Origin of the sequence: Streptomyces sp. Ag109_O5-10 (genome assembly GCF_900105755.1) — a bacterium.
In the GTDB taxonomy this organism is placed as follows: Bacteria; Actinomycetota; Actinomycetes; order Streptomycetales; family Streptomycetaceae; genus Streptomyces.
In genome coordinates this window covers 8,845,903-8,860,114 of the sequence record NZ_FNTQ01000001.1, presented here as the reverse complement: position 1 = coordinate 8,860,114, position 14,212 = coordinate 8,845,903, and the positions used below count along the sequence as shown (strand labels likewise).

Annotated in this window: 14 protein-coding genes and 1 riboswitch; of the genes, 7 read left to right on the top strand and 7 right to left on the bottom strand. The window is 73.1% G+C overall.

The annotated features are described in order from the left end of the window. Nucleotides 1-155 precede the first annotated feature (155 nt). Nucleotides 156-1,256 carry an LLM class flavin-dependent oxidoreductase gene (locus BLW82_RS40375; protein WP_093507107.1) on the top strand — a complete coding sequence of 367 codons (1,101 nt, stop codon included), beginning with the start codon at nt 156-158 and terminating at the stop codon, nt 1,254-1,256. Continuing rightward, nucleotides 1,253-2,653, top strand: a complete 1,401-nt coding sequence (locus tag BLW82_RS40370) for an NtaA/DmoA family FMN-dependent monooxygenase (protein WP_093507105.1) — start codon at nt 1,253-1,255, stop codon at nt 2,651-2,653. Before BLW82_RS40375 ends, BLW82_RS40370 begins: the two co-directional genes overlap by 4 nt. A 314-nt stretch (nt 2,654-2,967) precedes the next feature. On the opposite strand, the gene egtA is transcribed toward BLW82_RS40370, so the two are convergent. Together egtA and BLW82_RS40360 are read right to left on the bottom strand one after the other, a co-directional pair. Continuing rightward, nucleotides 2,968-4,248, bottom strand: coding sequence for an ergothioneine biosynthesis glutamate--cysteine ligase EgtA (gene egtA, locus BLW82_RS40365; RefSeq protein ID WP_093507103.1), 1,281 nt, complete (start codon nt 4,246-4,248; stop codon nt 2,968-2,970). Nucleotides 4,249-4,399: 151 nt separating this feature from the next. After that, nucleotides 4,400-5,674: a sulfite oxidase gene (locus BLW82_RS40360; protein ID WP_093507101.1), complete on the bottom strand. Its 1,275-nt coding sequence runs from the start codon at nt 5,672-5,674 to the stop codon at nt 4,400-4,402. 468 nt (nt 5,675-6,142) lie between these two features. Here BLW82_RS40360 and BLW82_RS40350 point away from each other — a divergent pair, with 468 nt between their 5' ends. Then, the gene (locus tag BLW82_RS40350) at nt 6,143-7,177 is read left to right on the top strand and encodes an MDR family NADP-dependent oxidoreductase (RefSeq protein ID WP_093507097.1); all 1,035 of its coding nucleotides are present in this window, start codon (nt 6,143-6,145) and stop codon (nt 7,175-7,177) included. Nucleotides 7,178-7,226: 49 nt separating this feature from the next. Beyond that, the gene (locus tag BLW82_RS40345) at nt 7,227-7,598 is read left to right on the top strand and encodes a MerR family transcriptional regulator (protein WP_093508534.1); all 372 of its coding nucleotides are present in this window, start codon (nt 7,227-7,229) and stop codon (nt 7,596-7,598) included. Between the two features lie 35 nt (nt 7,599-7,633). Here BLW82_RS40345 and BLW82_RS40340 read toward each other — a convergent pair whose 3' ends face one another. The 4 genes from BLW82_RS40340 to BLW82_RS46420 form a co-directional block, all read right to left on the bottom strand. After that, nucleotides 7,634-8,227 carry an FAD-dependent oxidoreductase gene (locus tag BLW82_RS40340; protein WP_093507095.1) on the bottom strand — a complete coding sequence of 198 codons (594 nt, stop codon included), beginning with the start codon at nt 8,225-8,227 and terminating at the stop codon, nt 7,634-7,636. Nucleotides 8,228-8,930: 703 nt separating this feature from the next. Further along, the gene (locus BLW82_RS40335; protein ID WP_093507093.1) at nt 8,931-9,746 is read right to left on the bottom strand and encodes a DUF427 domain-containing protein; all 816 of its coding nucleotides are present in this window, start codon (nt 9,744-9,746) and stop codon (nt 8,931-8,933) included. A gap of 22 nt (nt 9,747-9,768) precedes the next feature. Further along, nucleotides 9,769-10,413: a 2OG-Fe(II) oxygenase family protein gene (locus BLW82_RS40330; protein ID WP_093507091.1), complete on the bottom strand. Its 645-nt coding sequence runs from the start codon at nt 10,411-10,413 to the stop codon at nt 9,769-9,771. Further along, nucleotides 10,350-10,706, bottom strand: a complete 357-nt coding sequence (locus BLW82_RS46420) for a 2-oxoglutarate and iron-dependent oxygenase domain-containing protein (protein WP_371131525.1) — start codon at nt 10,704-10,706, stop codon at nt 10,350-10,352. The genes BLW82_RS40330 and BLW82_RS46420 overlap by 64 nt, the downstream gene beginning before the upstream one ends. Between BLW82_RS46420 and BLW82_RS45905 the strand changes: the two genes are divergently transcribed. Then, complete coding sequence (locus BLW82_RS45905) at nt 10,663-10,968, top strand: hypothetical protein (protein WP_256216121.1); 306 nt, start codon at nt 10,663-10,665, stop codon at nt 10,966-10,968. The two genes, BLW82_RS46420 and BLW82_RS45905, sit on opposite strands and share 44 nt — an antisense overlap. A gap of 48 nt (nt 10,969-11,016) precedes the next feature. Here the strand turns inward: BLW82_RS45905 and BLW82_RS40320 are convergent, their stop codons facing one another. Beyond that, nucleotides 11,017-11,766: an MFS transporter gene (locus BLW82_RS40320; protein WP_093507087.1), complete on the bottom strand. Its 750-nt coding sequence runs from the start codon at nt 11,764-11,766 to the stop codon at nt 11,017-11,019. Nucleotides 11,767-12,106: 340 nt separating this feature from the next. Then, nucleotides 12,107-12,220, top strand: a riboswitch (SAM riboswitch). Nucleotides 12,221-12,254: 34 nt separating this feature from the next. On the opposite strand from BLW82_RS40320, the gene BLW82_RS46415 reads away from it, so the two are divergent. Together BLW82_RS46415 and BLW82_RS40315 are read left to right on the top strand one after the other, a co-directional pair. Then, nucleotides 12,255-12,371: a putative leader peptide gene (locus tag BLW82_RS46415; RefSeq protein WP_351495055.1), complete on the top strand. Its 117-nt coding sequence runs from the start codon at nt 12,255-12,257 to the stop codon at nt 12,369-12,371. Nucleotides 12,372-12,591: 220 nt separating this feature from the next. Next, nucleotides 12,592-14,211 (top strand): ABC transporter substrate-binding protein, encoded by a 1,620-nt coding sequence (locus BLW82_RS40315; RefSeq protein ID WP_093507085.1) that lies wholly within the window; start codon nt 12,592-12,594, stop codon nt 14,209-14,211. Nucleotide 14,212 lies beyond the last annotated feature (1 nt).

The window sequence follows — 14,212 nt, the reverse complement described above, 5'->3', positions numbered from 1 at the left end:
CGTCCGGCCGTGGCCTTCTGATCCTGCCCCCGCAGCGGCCCGTCGGGTCTCCTCCCGCCGCGGCCCGTCCCGGCTGTCCAGCCGGGCTCCCCGTCCGGCTCCTTCGCCGCGGCCCCGCGGTCGCGCGTCCCCGTGTTTCCCGGAAGGAACGTCCATTGTCCGGCCCTGGCCTGCACCTCGCCGTCGAGATCGACGGCGACGGCGCCCACCCCGCGGCCTGGCGCCGCGCCGCCCACACACCCGACCGACTGCTCGCCCCGCGCCGTGCGGCCGGGTCGGCCGCCGTGGCCGAGAACGCCGGGTTCACTCTGGTCACCCTGGACGACGGGGTACTGCCGCCCGGTGCCGGGCCCGATCCCGTCGGCCGTATCGGGGCGGTGGAGCGGGCCGCCTTCGTCGCGGCGTCCACGAGCACGATCGGGATCGCGCCCGTCGTCCCGGTCACGTATGCCGAACCCTTCCATGTCTCCAGCCAGTTGGCGTCCCTGGACCACCTCTCCGTCGGCCGTGCCGGGTGGGTGGTGACGGAGGAGGAACACCCCGAGGCTGCCCGGGTCTGGGGGCGCCCTCTGGTCGCCGACGCGGCCGCGCGGGCCCGGGAGTCCGAGGACGGTGTCGAGGTGGCCCGCGCCCTGTGGGACTCGTGGGAGGACGACGCGGTCATCCGGTCCGTCGCCACGAGCCGCTACCTCGACCGCGACCGGCTCCACTACATCGACTTCACCGGGGAGACCTACGCGGTCAAGGGCCCCGCGATCGTGCCGCGCCCCCCGCAGGGGCAGCTCGTCGTCCTGGGCCGCCCGGACCGGGTGCCGGCCGCGCGGCTCGACGTCGCGCTGGTCGACGGCCGTGACCCGGCCGCGGTCGCCGCGGCCGCCGCCGGCGCGGGTACGCCCCGCGTCTTCGCCGAGGTCGAGGTGGCCCTGGACGGCCCGGACGCGACCGGCACCGAGCGCGTCGCCGACCTGGAGCGGCATGCGCCGTGGGCGGACCGCGGGCGGTTGCGGTACGTCGGGGCGGCGGCCGGACTGGTCGCCGTCCTGGACGAGTTGAGCCGTCACGTGGACGGGGTGCGGCTGCATCCGCTGGTGCTGGACGAGGATCTGGCCGTCCTCTCCCGCCTCGTCCTGCCGGCCCTGTCCGAGCGGCGTCTCGTCGCCCGGCCGCTGCCCGGCACGTCCCTGCGCTCGGCCCTTGGTCTGGAGCGTCCCGCCAACCGGTTCGCGGCCGCGGCCGTCCAGGAGGAGACCCGATGACCCGCACCGACCCCCTCGACGTCCCCCGGCCGCACGCCCAGCTGCACTTCGGGGTGTTCTTCCAGGGTGTGAACCACTGGACCATCTGGTCCGCGCCCGACAGCGGCTCGCAGATCGACCCCGCCTCCTTCCGGCGCGTCGCGCAGACCGCCGAACGGGGCCTGTTCGACGCCTTCTTCCTCGGTGAGGGACTCCGGCTGCGCGAGGTCGACGGCAGGATCCACGATCTCGACGTGGCCGGACGGCCGGACGCCATCACCCAGCTCGCGGCGCTGGCCGCGGTCACCCGCCGGATCGGCCTGGTCTCCACCTCCAACTCGACCTTCAACGAGCCGGCGGATCTCGCCCGCCGGCTCTCCGGTCTCGACCTCCTCTCCGAGGGCCGGGCCGGCTGGAACGTGGTGACCACGGACAACGCCTGGACCGGCGCCAACTTCCGCCGCGGGGGCTACCTCGACCACGCCGACCGCTACCGGCGCGCCGAGGAGTTCCTGACCGTGGCCCGCGCCCTGTGGGACGGCTGGGACGACCGGGCGGTCGCCACGTCCGCGGACGCGCCCGCCTGGTCGGTGCCCGGCGCGGTACGCCGAGTGCGCCACCGGGGGCCGCAGTTCGACGTCGACCTCGCCCCCACCCTGCCGCGCAGCGCCCAGGGCCACCCGGTGATCTTCCAGGCGGGTGACTCCGGCGAGGGGCGCGACTTCGCCGCCCGCAACGCGGACGTCATCTTCTCCGCGCACGGCAACGACTTCGACGACGCGCTGGCCTTCGCCGATGACATCCGGCGCCGGCTGCGGGCGGCCGGGCGGCCCGACGACGACCTGCGGATCCTGCCCGGCACCGAGATCATCATCGGCGCCACAGAGCAGGAGGCCGAGGAGAAGAAGCGCTGGATCCGGCTGCAGCAGGTCACTCCCGCGACGGCGCTCGGGATCGCCGGGCTGTTGTGGGGCATCGACCTGTCCGACCGCGACGCCGACGGACCGCTGCCCGCCGAGGGCCCGGTCGTCGCCGAGAACGACGGCTCCTTCGGGGCCCGGCGCATCGCCGACCCGCGCTCGGTGGTGGCGGAGTGGCGGGCGAAGGCCGAGGCGCACGGCTGGTCGCTGCGCGAGACCGTCATCGCGCTCGGACCCCAGCGCGGGCACATCGGCACCCCGTCCGGTCTGGCCGACAAGTTCGCCCGCTTCGTGCGACACGGCGCGGTCGACGGCTTCAACGTCACGCCGTACCTCATCCCCGACGGCCTCGACGACATCGTCGACCTGCTCGTCCCCGAACTGCAGGAACGCGGGGTCTACCGCACCGACTACACCGGCACCACGCTGCGCGAACACCTCGGCCTGCGCGCGCCCCTCACCCACCGCTCCGCACCCGAGCGGCGGCAGGCGGGCTGAGCCCCTCGGCGACGGGACCCCGCCGCCGACGGACCGGCACCCGGTGCCGGTCCGTCGGCGCGGCGGCCGAACGCCCCGCCCGGCTCAGCCGACCTGGGGCCCCGCGCACACGAGCACGTGAATCCGTAGGCACACACGCAGCGCCCTTCCCTGTTCGGTCGGCGCACCGGGCAGAGGTCGTCCCACGGAAGCGCCACGTCGTCCCTCGCAAGCGCCACGAAATCGCCACGGAGCACAACGCGCGGCCCGAACTCTCGCGCCCCCCTGGCGTCTTGACCGCCTCTGACACTCCTCGGGCAACACCGGGGCGCGGCTCACCGTTCCGCTCGCAGCCGTGCGGGCGCCTCCCGGTCGAGTACGTCGTCGGCCGGGCAGCGACCGCGTGCGACGTAGCGGTCGGCGTAGGCCGCGACGGCGGCCACGACCCCGGTGCTCGCGCCCAGTCGCGGCAGGGCGTCCAGCGCCGCGGCGAAACAGGTCACCGCGGCACGCCTGAGTCCCGGGTCGGCGAGCCCGTGGCGGGCCGCGGCGGTCCACAGCGGATTGTGCGGCGCCGGGGCACCGGCGCCGCGCTCGGCCAGGGGTGTCACGGCCCGGTTCGCGATCGCGGCGGCGCCCGGGTCGTCGAACAGGGCCGTGACCACCGCGAGCGGCACGATCCACCCGTCGTCGCCCGGCTGTGCGTCGATCATGCGCAGTTCCAGGTGTCCGCGCGGCCTGACCGGCGGGAACAGTGTGCTGATGTGGTACTCGAGGTCCGCGTGGGTCGGCGGGCGCATGGTGCGCGAGCGGGTCCACTCGCGGAAGCTCACCCCGTCCGGCACCTCCCAGGGGCCGTCCCGGCGTACGCACATCACCGGCGCGTCGAGGACCCGCCGGACCCAGGCGTGCCGGGGATCGTGGGACAGGGAGGGACCGCCGGCCCGTCCCGGATCGAGTTCCGCCCACATCAGCTGCCGGGTGGACAGCCAGCCCGTGGGGCGGCCTTCGGCCATGGGCGAGTTCGCGAACACCGCGACCAGGACCGCGCCCAGGTGGTGCGCCAGCCACCAGCGGCGCGCGAATCCCATGACACCGGGCTCCTCCCGTCCGCCGTCGAGGCAGACCTGGACGGAGGCCGACGTGCACATCAGGGTGCGCCCCGCCCGGCCCGTGCGGTCGAGACAGGCCTCCATCGCGTCGTAGCGCCGCTCCCGCAGGAAGCGGCGAGGCCGCTGCCAGGGATCGACGCCCATGCCGGCCAGGGCCAGACCGTGCTCGTGGAGTGCGGTGCGCACCGCGTCGAGATCGGCGGAGACCTCCGAGACGCACGCGGCCAGCGACGGGGCCGGCCGGGAACTCAGCTCCACCTGGCCGCCGGGCTCGATGCTCAGCCCGGACGTCAGCGGGAGGTCGCGCAGGTCGGCGTGGGCCGCCGCCAGTTCCTCCCGGCCCACGGGCTCGTGCGGCGCGCGCTCCCGGTGGACGAGCCACTCCACTTCGACGCCGACGCTGCGCGGCGGGCCCGTCTTGAAACAGACTCCCTCGACCAGCGCCTCCGCCTGTTGTTCGGTGACGGCAGGGCCATCAACGCCACACTCCGGTGAAACCGACATCCGGGAGCCTCCTGAGCCGCCTCAGGGTCGTCGGGGATCCGACGTCCGGTACGCGTACCGCTGTGCCTGCTGCCAGAGTCCGCCGTCCCGTCCTGTCATGACAAGAGCGCACTTTCCACGTCGCCGGATCAGAAGGCCGGGCGGCGAGCCGTCACACCACGCTCACCGGATGCCGTACCACCGCGTCGAACAGGTAGCCCTGTGTGTTGGGCACGGCGGCGTCCGGCTGAGAGCGGCCGGCGGTGTCGGTGGCCCGGGCCAGCAGCTGGGTTGCGCCGGGTTCCTCGGGGTGCCAGTCGAAGGACCAGCGGGTCCAGGTACCGGCGCGGGGCCGGTCGCGCAGGCGGGCACGGCGCCAGCTCGTCCCGCCGTCGGTGCTGATGTCGACCCGGGCGACGGCGCCCGCACCCGACCACGACCGTCCGTGCAGTACGTGCCGGTGCCCCGCCGTGAACGTGGCCCCGTCGGCGAGCTCGAAGGCGCTCTTCGTCGCCTGCCGGGTGAGCGGTGCGCTGCCGCCCTGCGGGTAGGCGGGGCCGAACAGGCGGTAGAAGGTGGTGTTCCAGGGCGAGTAGAGCGGCTCGGCGGACACCTCGATGTCGCCGACCCACTTGATCGACGCGATCCCCACCCAGGAGGGCACCAGCACCCGCACCGGATACCCGTGGTCGTACGGAAGCCGCTCACCGTTCATCTCGTACGCGAGCAGTACGTCGTCCAGTGCCTTGGCCAACGGCAGTGGACGGCGGACCCGGCCGAGGTTCTCGCCGCCGCTGACGTACTCGGCGTCCAGGCCGCGCGGCTGCACGTCCACGGCGTCGTGGGAGAGCCCGGCCCTGCGCAGCACGTCGGCGAGGCGCACCCCGCGCCAGCGTGCGACCCCGACCGCGCCCAGGGTCCACGCGGTGCCGGTGACGGTCTCGCCCTGCTGGGTCGTGTAGTAGGAGCGGCCGTTGCCGGCGCACTCGACGAAGGCGGTCCGGGTGACGGCCGGCAGGGCGCGCAGGTCGTCGTACCCGAACTCCACCGACCGGTCCTCGCCCGGGCTGCCGCGCAGTCCGCTCCCCCACAGCCGCAGTCGCCAGTCACCGGCGTCCAGGACGGGGGTGGCGGTGTGGTTGCGCACGAAGAACAGCTCGTTGGGGGTGTGGTGACCGGTCCCGCGCAGTGCCTCCCAGCGGGTCTCGGCGTTGGTGCCGCGCTCGATGAACCACTCGGGCGGCAGCGGCTTGACGATTCCGGCGACGGCGGCGCGGGCGGAGCGGGAACTCCCGAGTGCCGTCCCGGCGGCGGTGGCGGCGAGCAGGGTGAGCAGCCGGCGGCGGGTGACCCCGTCGGCTCTGGCCTCACCGGCGAGCCACTGGCGCAGCCTCCGGCGGTCGTAGTCGGTTTCGTGGCGGTGACCGGAGGGAGTGGCAGCAGACATGGCGGGTCCTCGTCATGAGAGGGCGGAGGAGCGCGGCAGGGTGCGACGAGGGGCCGGGGCCGGGGCACCCGGCGGCAGCCGGTACGACCGGGCGTGCCGGACTGGCGGCTGAAAGAGCGGTCAGCGAGCGGAGGGGGCGATCAGCCGCTCGTCCGACACAGCGCGGCGGCGACCCGGACGAGGTCCACGGCGCGGCGGCGGGTCAGAGGCTCCAGCGACGGCATGGCGGGATGCAAGCACGCGGAGCGCAGGGTGTCAACGGAGCCTTCGGGTCGGCATGACAGGGTGTCCGGCTCGTCGAACACCCCTCCACGGTGGTGGATTCGGTTCGTGGCGCCGTCGAGGGGCAGCGCGACCGGCTTGCCCTTGACGTACGCGTCAGGGGTTAGGTTCTGCGCTCCGGCAGCCCGACCGTCCGGCTGTCCGGGCCCTCGCTCACCCCCCCGGAACCCGTTCAGGAGCCCCGACATGCCCGCCGAGCTGCCCTCGACGTCCCGCGAGATCCTGCTGACCGCCACACCCGGCGGACTGCCCGGACCCGAACACCTCACGATCACGCCAAGGCCGCTCCCTCACCCCGGGCCTGGACAAGTCCTCGTCAGGAACCAGTACTTCCTGGTCTTTCCCGGACTGCGCACGCTCGTCGGGGACGAGGCCGACGGCATGCCGCTGCCCCGCATCCACCCCGGTGACGCTCTGTACGGCCCCGCGGTGGGTGAGGTCGTCGCGGCCGGGCCCGGCGGTCCGCTGCGTCCGGGGGACAAGGTCACGCACCTGCTCGGGTGGCGCGAGTACGCACTGGTCGCGGCGACGGACTGCACCACACTCGGCGACCTCCTGCCCGACCCGGTCGCCCACCTCTCGTCCGGTTCGGCCGCCTACGGGGCGTTGACCCGGCTCACCGAAGTCCGCCCAGGCGACACGGTGTTCGTCACGGGAGCGGCCGGAGCCGTGGGTACGCTGGCCGGCCAGATCGCCCGGCTGCTGGGGGCCGGCAGGGTCATCGGGAGCACCCGGTCGCCGGCCAAGGCCGAGCGGCTGCGGGCCGAACTGGGCTACGACGCGGTCGTGGTGCCCGGGAACCGGCCCTTCGACGAGCAACTGGCCGCGGCGGCACCGGACGGCATCGACGTACTCGTGGACAACGTCGGCGGTGAGCAGCTCACGGCGGCTGTGCGCACCGCGCGCCGGGGCGCCCGCTTCGCCCTGGTGGGCGCGCTGTCGGGACAGCTGTCGCCGAACCGCGGCGGTGGCAGTTCACCCACGGAGATCGACACCTTCCGCCTGGTCGGCCAGGGCGTCTCGCTGCACGGCTACAGCGGACAGGACCATCCCGACGTCGCGGCGGAGTGGACCAGGCGCTTCGGGGACTGGCTGCGCTCCGGCGACATCACCTTCCCTCAGGCACGGATCCCGGGCATGGATCGCGCCCCTCGGGCGTTGCGGGAACTGTTGGAGGGGCAGCACTTCGGAACCGTCGTCGTGGAGTTGCCGCCACGGTGACGCGCAGGCGCGCGGTCGCGGCGGCAGAGGCCGAGGCTCGGGGGTGGACATGCGGATCGGGGACGCGGCTGCAGCCGCGGGGACCACCCCGCGGGCACTGCGGTTCTACGAGGAACGGGGGCTGCTGCCGCCACCGCGGCGCACAGCCGCCGGGCAACGTGAGTACGGGCCCGACGAGGTGGCCAGAGTCCGTGTCATCCGTGAACTGCTGGCGCTCGGCCTCACCGTCGAGGACCTGCGCAGTCTCACCGACCGGCTCGCCCTGCTCGGCGAACTCCCGCCGGGGCGGTGCGGCCACCCCGACAGCGACCGGCCCGGCTCCGGGGTGATCGTCCGCAGGCTCGCGGCCCTCGACGCCGAGATCGACCGGCTGACCCGGCTGCGCACGGAACTGGCCCTGCGCACCTTCGGTCAGCCGTGACGGCACGTCAACGTCGGCAGGGCCGGCGCCGGTTCTCAGTCCGGGTACCGGGGGCCGACCGCACTGCGAGCGCCGAGTGCCCGGCCCTTGCCCCAGCCGAGTTCGCGGACGCTCTCCCCGGTCGTACGCTCCACCGCCCGCGCGCCCGACACGACCGCGTCGGCATCGACCAGCAGCTCCAGCGCCGGAGTGCGGTCGAGGATGCGTACGCCCAGGCGCTGCACGCGGATCCGCTGCCGGCGCATGTACTCGGGACCTTGGAGGTCACCGCGGAGCTGACGGCCCCGGGCGTCGACGGGGAAGGGGTAACGCTGCACCCGGGCCAGCTCGTCCATGCGGGCGTGGGTCTCGTCGAGGACCCGGGCCATCCAGTCCCGGTCGGCGAGAAACCCGCCCAGGCCCTCCCTGCTCGCCATGGCGGCCTCGCGCAGCTCGGGGACGTCGTCGACGTACCAGATGCCGGTGCCGACCGACGCGGTCGCGCCGTTCGCACCCGTGTAGCCCTTGTCGGCCAGGACGACACCGGCCCCGGCCTGGGCGGCCTCGATCGCGGACCAGGTGCCGGCCGGCCCGCCGCCGATCACCAACACGTCACCGGTCAGGGTCTGTTCGGATTCGGGACTCGTCATGGCATGCGTTCCTTCCCTCGACCCGAGCACAGTTCGTCCGCACGCCGGACCGCCGTTCTCCGGCCGATACCGAGGCATGGGGAGGTCCCTCTCCAGGACGGGGCGCACTGACGGTTGCTGAGGGGCGGGTGATCGGGGGACGAGCGGCGGTGGGACGGATGCGGGGCGGGTGCCCGGGCCGGTCGCGACGCGAGGGTTCGACGGCAGGACCCTCGGCGGTGTCGGGGCCGGCCCCTGCTCACTGCCCCGGGGCGTCCGGGAGCCGGAAGGACGAAGCACGCGTGCGGGCGGCGGTCGGCGCGATACCGCGAGAGGGACACCGCTGGGGCGGACACCGCGCGCCGGCCCTTCCGGACGTAGGCGCCGGGCTCAGGCCGGCCGATGTCGTGATCCGCTCAGCGGATCAGCGACACGTCTTCCGGATCAACGACGACAGAACGCGCTGGAGACGTGCGCCAGGTCGATGTGGCGCCTCCGGGTCGGATCCGTGCGCGGGGTCAGGGAAAGTGAGTTGAGCGGAGGTCCACGCCGCCGGTCGATACGTTCCGGACAGCCCTCACATTGCGGAAACATCGGCCGCCCGTGAGCGGGCGTCGCAGCACGACCGACGGGGCCTGGCTGTCGGGTGACATGCCGGGCCCCGTCGCGGCGCGGCCGGCCGTGCACCGAGGTGGTCCGTCCGGACGGCGGCGGTCGTTGCCCGTCAGGCGCGCTGCTGCTCCACGAGCGCCTTGGTGAAGTGGGTGACGGGGCGCGCCAACCGTTCGCCGTCGACGGTGATGTCGACGGCCTCGTTGTAGAAGGCGAGGAGCCCCTCGACGGCTCCGACCGCGGGCAGCGGGTCCGGGTAACTCCAGACGACGTTGGGCGGGACGTCGGCCTCGCCGCGCCACGACCAGTACTCGGCGGTGCCCTTGTACGGGCAGCCGGTGTGGTGGTCGGTGGCTTCGAGCAGGTCGAGGCGGACGTCCTCGCGCGGGACGTAGTAGCGGGTGGGCAGGCCGGTCTCGAAGAGCAGGACCGGACGGCGGGTGTCCGCGACGACCGTGCCGTCGATCTCGACCACGAGGTGCCGGCTGCTGGGGATGGCGTCGACCCGCTTGTGCGGGTCACGGGGGTGGACGAAGATCTCTTCCTCCTCCTCGTACCAGTGGTCCAGGCCCCGCCCGACGCGCGGGAACCACTCGAAGGCGATGTGGTCGGCCAGGTCGGCGGCCGGGAAGGTCCAGGCGGCGTTCTCGAGCAGTTCGCCGTCGACCTCGACGTCGTAGAAGATCCGCGAGCCGGTGTGGGTACCGGTCGGCGGGTTCTTCGCCGGCCGGAGCAGTTCCTCGCGTACCTCCGCACGGGGGAACGCGTACAGCGGTACGGGAACTCCCGGCTCCCAGACGAGGACGGGGTGGCGGCTGTCGACGACCGTGACGTCACCCCTGCGGCCGCGCACCCAGCGCTCGCTCGGCTCCCACAGGAGCCCCTCCGGGGTGGTCCGCACGGCCCGTGCGGTGGGGAACGTGGTCATGAGCGGGTCTCCTTCGGCTGGTTCACGCGGTGACTTCGGCGACGTAGGAGCGGTTCTCCCGCCAGGCGGCGAGTTGCTCGGGGCGGCCGAAGACCCTCAGGTACTCCTCGACGTTGCCACTGGCACGCTCCCACACCGATACGGGTTCGAAGTCGGATCCGTCCGGGTCGGCGGAGGCCGGCAGGGGTGCCACGACCGTGTCCAGGCCCGGGTGGACGAAGACGGCGGAGGAGCGTCGCGTCACCGTGCCGCCGGCCACCACCCGGTGCCGTCCGGGGCGCAGCCTGCCGTCCGTCCAGTTGGTCAGCAGGGTGCCGGTGAACACCTGGAGGGCGTCGTGCCGGATCGTTACGGAGGTCCAGGTGCCGTCCGGACGCCGGCCCTGGAGGCCGGCGTAGTCACCCTCCTGGTGGAGCACGGTGAGCGCGGAGCTGTCGGCGTGTTCCAGGAGGAGGAGTTTCTCGTCGTCCGACGCGCCGTCGTGCGGCCACTTGGGGTAGTTGTTGACGACCGTCGTCGTGCAGACGTCGTCGCCGAGCGGGAAGGTGTCGGCGGGCACGCCCAGCACGCGCGCGTACAGGCCGAGGACGCGGCGGGCCACGTTCACGAACGCGTCCTGGTAGCGCCGGGTCGCGGCGCGCAGGCCGGGCTCCTGCGGCGGCCACACGTTGGCGTGGGCGTAGAGGGTGGCCTGCGTGGGGGTGAGCCCGGCGGCCTCGGCCGCTTCCGCGTCGTCGTACTGGCCGACGTTGAACCGTTCGAGTTCGAGGCGGCCGAAGTCGTCGGGCCACTGCCGCCAGCCGCGGTAGGGGTGTCCGGTGGGACTGGCCAGCTGTTCCTTCTCCTCGCGGGGAGGTCGAGGACCCGGCGGAAGCCGTCGTTGAATTCGGTGATCACCTCCGCGGGGACTCCGTGGTTGACGATCTGGATGATCCCGATCGTCTGGGCGGCCTGGCGCACCGTGGCGCGTCGACGAGGAAGAGGCGCCCCGACGCTGTGCGGGAACTTCGCCTTCAGGGCGATCGCGGCCGGCGCGCCGAACCCGGCGCCCACGAGGGGCACGCCGCCCGGCGTGAAGGACCGCGCGGCCTCCTCCAGCGTGCCGGCCAGGCGCCGGGGGGCGGTAGTCGCCCCGGCCGCGCCTGCTGGAGCGGCCGTGGCCGGGCAGGTCCAGGCCGACGGCGGGCCGGTCGAGGGCCGGCAGGACGTGCGGTGTTCATGAGGCCGAGGCCCCGGGAGCCGACGTCGAAGACACGCCCCGCGAACAGCGTCAGCGTGGGTGGAAGTTGACCGCGAAGGTGGCGACCAGGCCGAAGCTGGTGAGGACACCGACGAGTTCGGGCCGGGCCGCCACGTAGCGCAGCCCCGCCGCGCCCGCCCCTGTCCAGGGCGGCCGGGCCACGAAGGGCGTGTCCCGCGCCCGCGGCCGGATCGACAGCAGACCGGCGAGGACGACGGTGAAGGACACGGCGTTGAGGGCGAGCACCCACCCGGTGCCGATCGCCCCGATCAGCACACCGGCGATCGCCGGGCCGATCAGCCGCGCGGCGTTCAGGGACAGGATGTTCAGGCCCGCCGCCTTCGGGATGAGCGCCCGGCCGACCAGCTCGGTGACGAAGGACAGGCGTGCCGGGTTCTCCACCGTGAACACGCAGCCGAGCGCGAAGGACAGGACGTACAGCAGCCACAGGGCGGCATGGCCGGAGAACACGATGACCGTCAGGACCAGTGCCTGGACCGCGTACAGCGGCTGGGTCCACAGCAGCAGGGTCCGGCGGTCGTACCGGTCGGCGACGACCCCGCCCCACAGGCCGATCAGCAGCACCGGGGCGAACTGGAGTCCGGCGACCCAGCCGAGCGCGGTACCGCTGTGGGTGAGCGTCAGGACGAACCAGTCCAGCGCGACACCCTGCAGGGCGCTGCCGATGTCGGACACCAGGCCCGTGCTCCAGTAGATCCGGTAGTCACGGACCCGCAGGGCGGCGAACACCCCCTTCGGGGCAGTGCTGTTGACGACCATGCGGCTCTTTCCGAGCGGGCGGGGCCTGGACGCGGACGCGTCGCGGGACGCTTGCGACGCCGGTCCGGGCCCAGCAGGGGACGCGGCGCGGCGGAGGCGGACGCGAAGGGAGCGAGTGGTCAGCGACAGGTCTGGTCGAACTGGTCGGCACGACGGCCCGACCAGAACGGGTCGAGCAGCACCGTGCGTGCCTGACCTGCGGTCTCCATGGCCGGATCAAAGCACACGGAACAAGGTGCGTCCACCATCCGTCCCGGCACATGAGACGACCCCGCTCTCCGGACAGGGCGTCACGTCGCGGCATTGACGTACGACAAAATCGATCCGTAGCATCACCAACGGCATTGAGTGTCAGCGTCAAGCCCTGGCTCGCTGACCGGCAACCCTCCCGCGCGGTGGGGTGCTCCAGGTGAAAGCCCGGCGGGGTCACCGATGACTCCCGCAAGCGCGTGGCCCCGTGACCGGGGCCGGAGACGGGGAGGTCCGGCATGCTGCACAGCGATGACTCCGCTGCCTCCCCCGCCGACGCCACGGCGTACTCCCGGCTCTCGCGCCGGCGCCACATCGATCTGAAGCGCTCGACCAGCTGCCTCTGTCGGGCCTGACCGGCCAGGCCGCCGCCGGCTGACATCCGTCACCGGCCCGCCACCTTCGCGCCGTCCTTCCCCCTGGGCCACCGGTTCCCGGTGCCGTCCGCATGCCAACCCCCTGTCTGCACAGCGCATCCCCGGCCGGAGTCGATCCGCCCGGGCCGCGCACACCGTCATGCCTGCGCGCATCCGTGCGCGGTAGTGCCTCGGTGACACGAGTAGGAGAAAGCCCTCCGTGACTGCACTTCCGGATTTCAGACCCTCCCGATGGGCGCCCCTGGCCGCGCTCCTGACCACCAGCGTCCTGCTGACCGCGTGCGGTTCGGGCGACGACGGCTCCGGCGGCGGAAGCGGCCGGGCGAAGTCCGGCGGCACCCTGACCTTCGCGGTGGGCTCCGACGCGGGCTGCGTGGACCCGCAGCAGGTCGGCAGCAACGACACGATCTACTCGGTGCGCCAGATCGTGGACTCGCTCACCGACCAGGACCCGAAGACCGGAAAGATCGTGCCGTGGCTCGCCAAGAGCTGGGACATCAGCACCGACGCGACCACGTTCACGTTCCACCTGCGGTCCGGCGTCACCTTCAGCGACGGATCCAAGCTGACCGCCCAGGTGGTCAAGGACAACTTCGACGCGGTGCCGCAGCTCGGTGCCCTGGGCACCCTCGCCGAGGGCTACCTGAGCGGCGTCAAGAGCACCGCCGTGGTCGACCCGCTCACCGTCAAGGTGACCTTCAAGCAGCCCAACGCCCAGTTCCTCCAGGCGACTTCGACCCACTCGCTGGGCATCGAGTCCTCGGCGAGCGTCAAGAAGAGCCCGCAGCAGAAGTGCAGCGACGGGGTGGTCGGGTCCGGCCCGTTCGTGCTCAAGCAGTACGTGCAGAACCAGTCGGTCACCCTGGGCAGGCGCACCGGGTACGACTGGGGTTCCTCGCTGTGGTCGAAGAAGGGCGAGGCCTACCTGGACAAGCTGGTGTTCAAGGTCGTGCCCGAGGCGGGGGTGCGGGCCGGCAGTCTCCAGTCCGGGCAGGTGGACGCGATCAGCAGCGTCGGCAAGGCCAACGAGGCGGCGCTCAAGGGCGGCCAGGTCACCCTGCAGAGCCGTGCCAACCCCGGTGTGGTGTTCGGCCTCGGGCTCAACAACGCGCGGCCGCTGCTGAAGGACGCGAAGGTCCGTCAGGCGATCTCGGCCGCCGTCGACCGGAAGCAGATCGCCGACACCGTCTACCCGACCGGCACCCGGCCGGCGACCAGCATCCTGGCGCACACCACGCCCGACTACACGGACCTCTCCGCGGACCTCGCGCTCGACGCGGCCAAGGCGAAGTCGCTGCTGGGCTCGGCCGGCTGGCAGGCGGGCAGCGACGGCGTCCGCACCAAGGACGGCAAGAAGCTGACCCTGACCATCAGCTGGTTCCCGAACGCGGCCACCAACCAGCCCGCCCTGGAGCTGGTCCAGCAGCAGCTCAAGGCCGTCGGGATCGACGTGGTGCTCAAGCAGCTGCCGGTCACCCAGTTCGCCACGACGCTCCAGTCGGGTGACTTCGACGTGGTGTGGGGGAACACGACCCGCGCCGACCCGGACATCCTGCGCAGTTCCTTCTCCACCCGGCTGGCCAACTTCTACCACCTGCCCGCGACTTCGCTGGACACGGCACTGTCCGCGCAGGCCGCGACCACGGACACCGCACAGCGCGGGCGGCTCGTCGCCGAGGCGCAGAAGCTGATCGTGCAGAACGCGTACGACGTGCCGGTGGTGGAGCTCCAGACCCAGCTCGGCGTCTCGAAGAAGGTGCACGACCTGGAGTTCGACTCCGGCAGCCGCGTCCAGTTGCACGACACCTGGATCGGGTAGC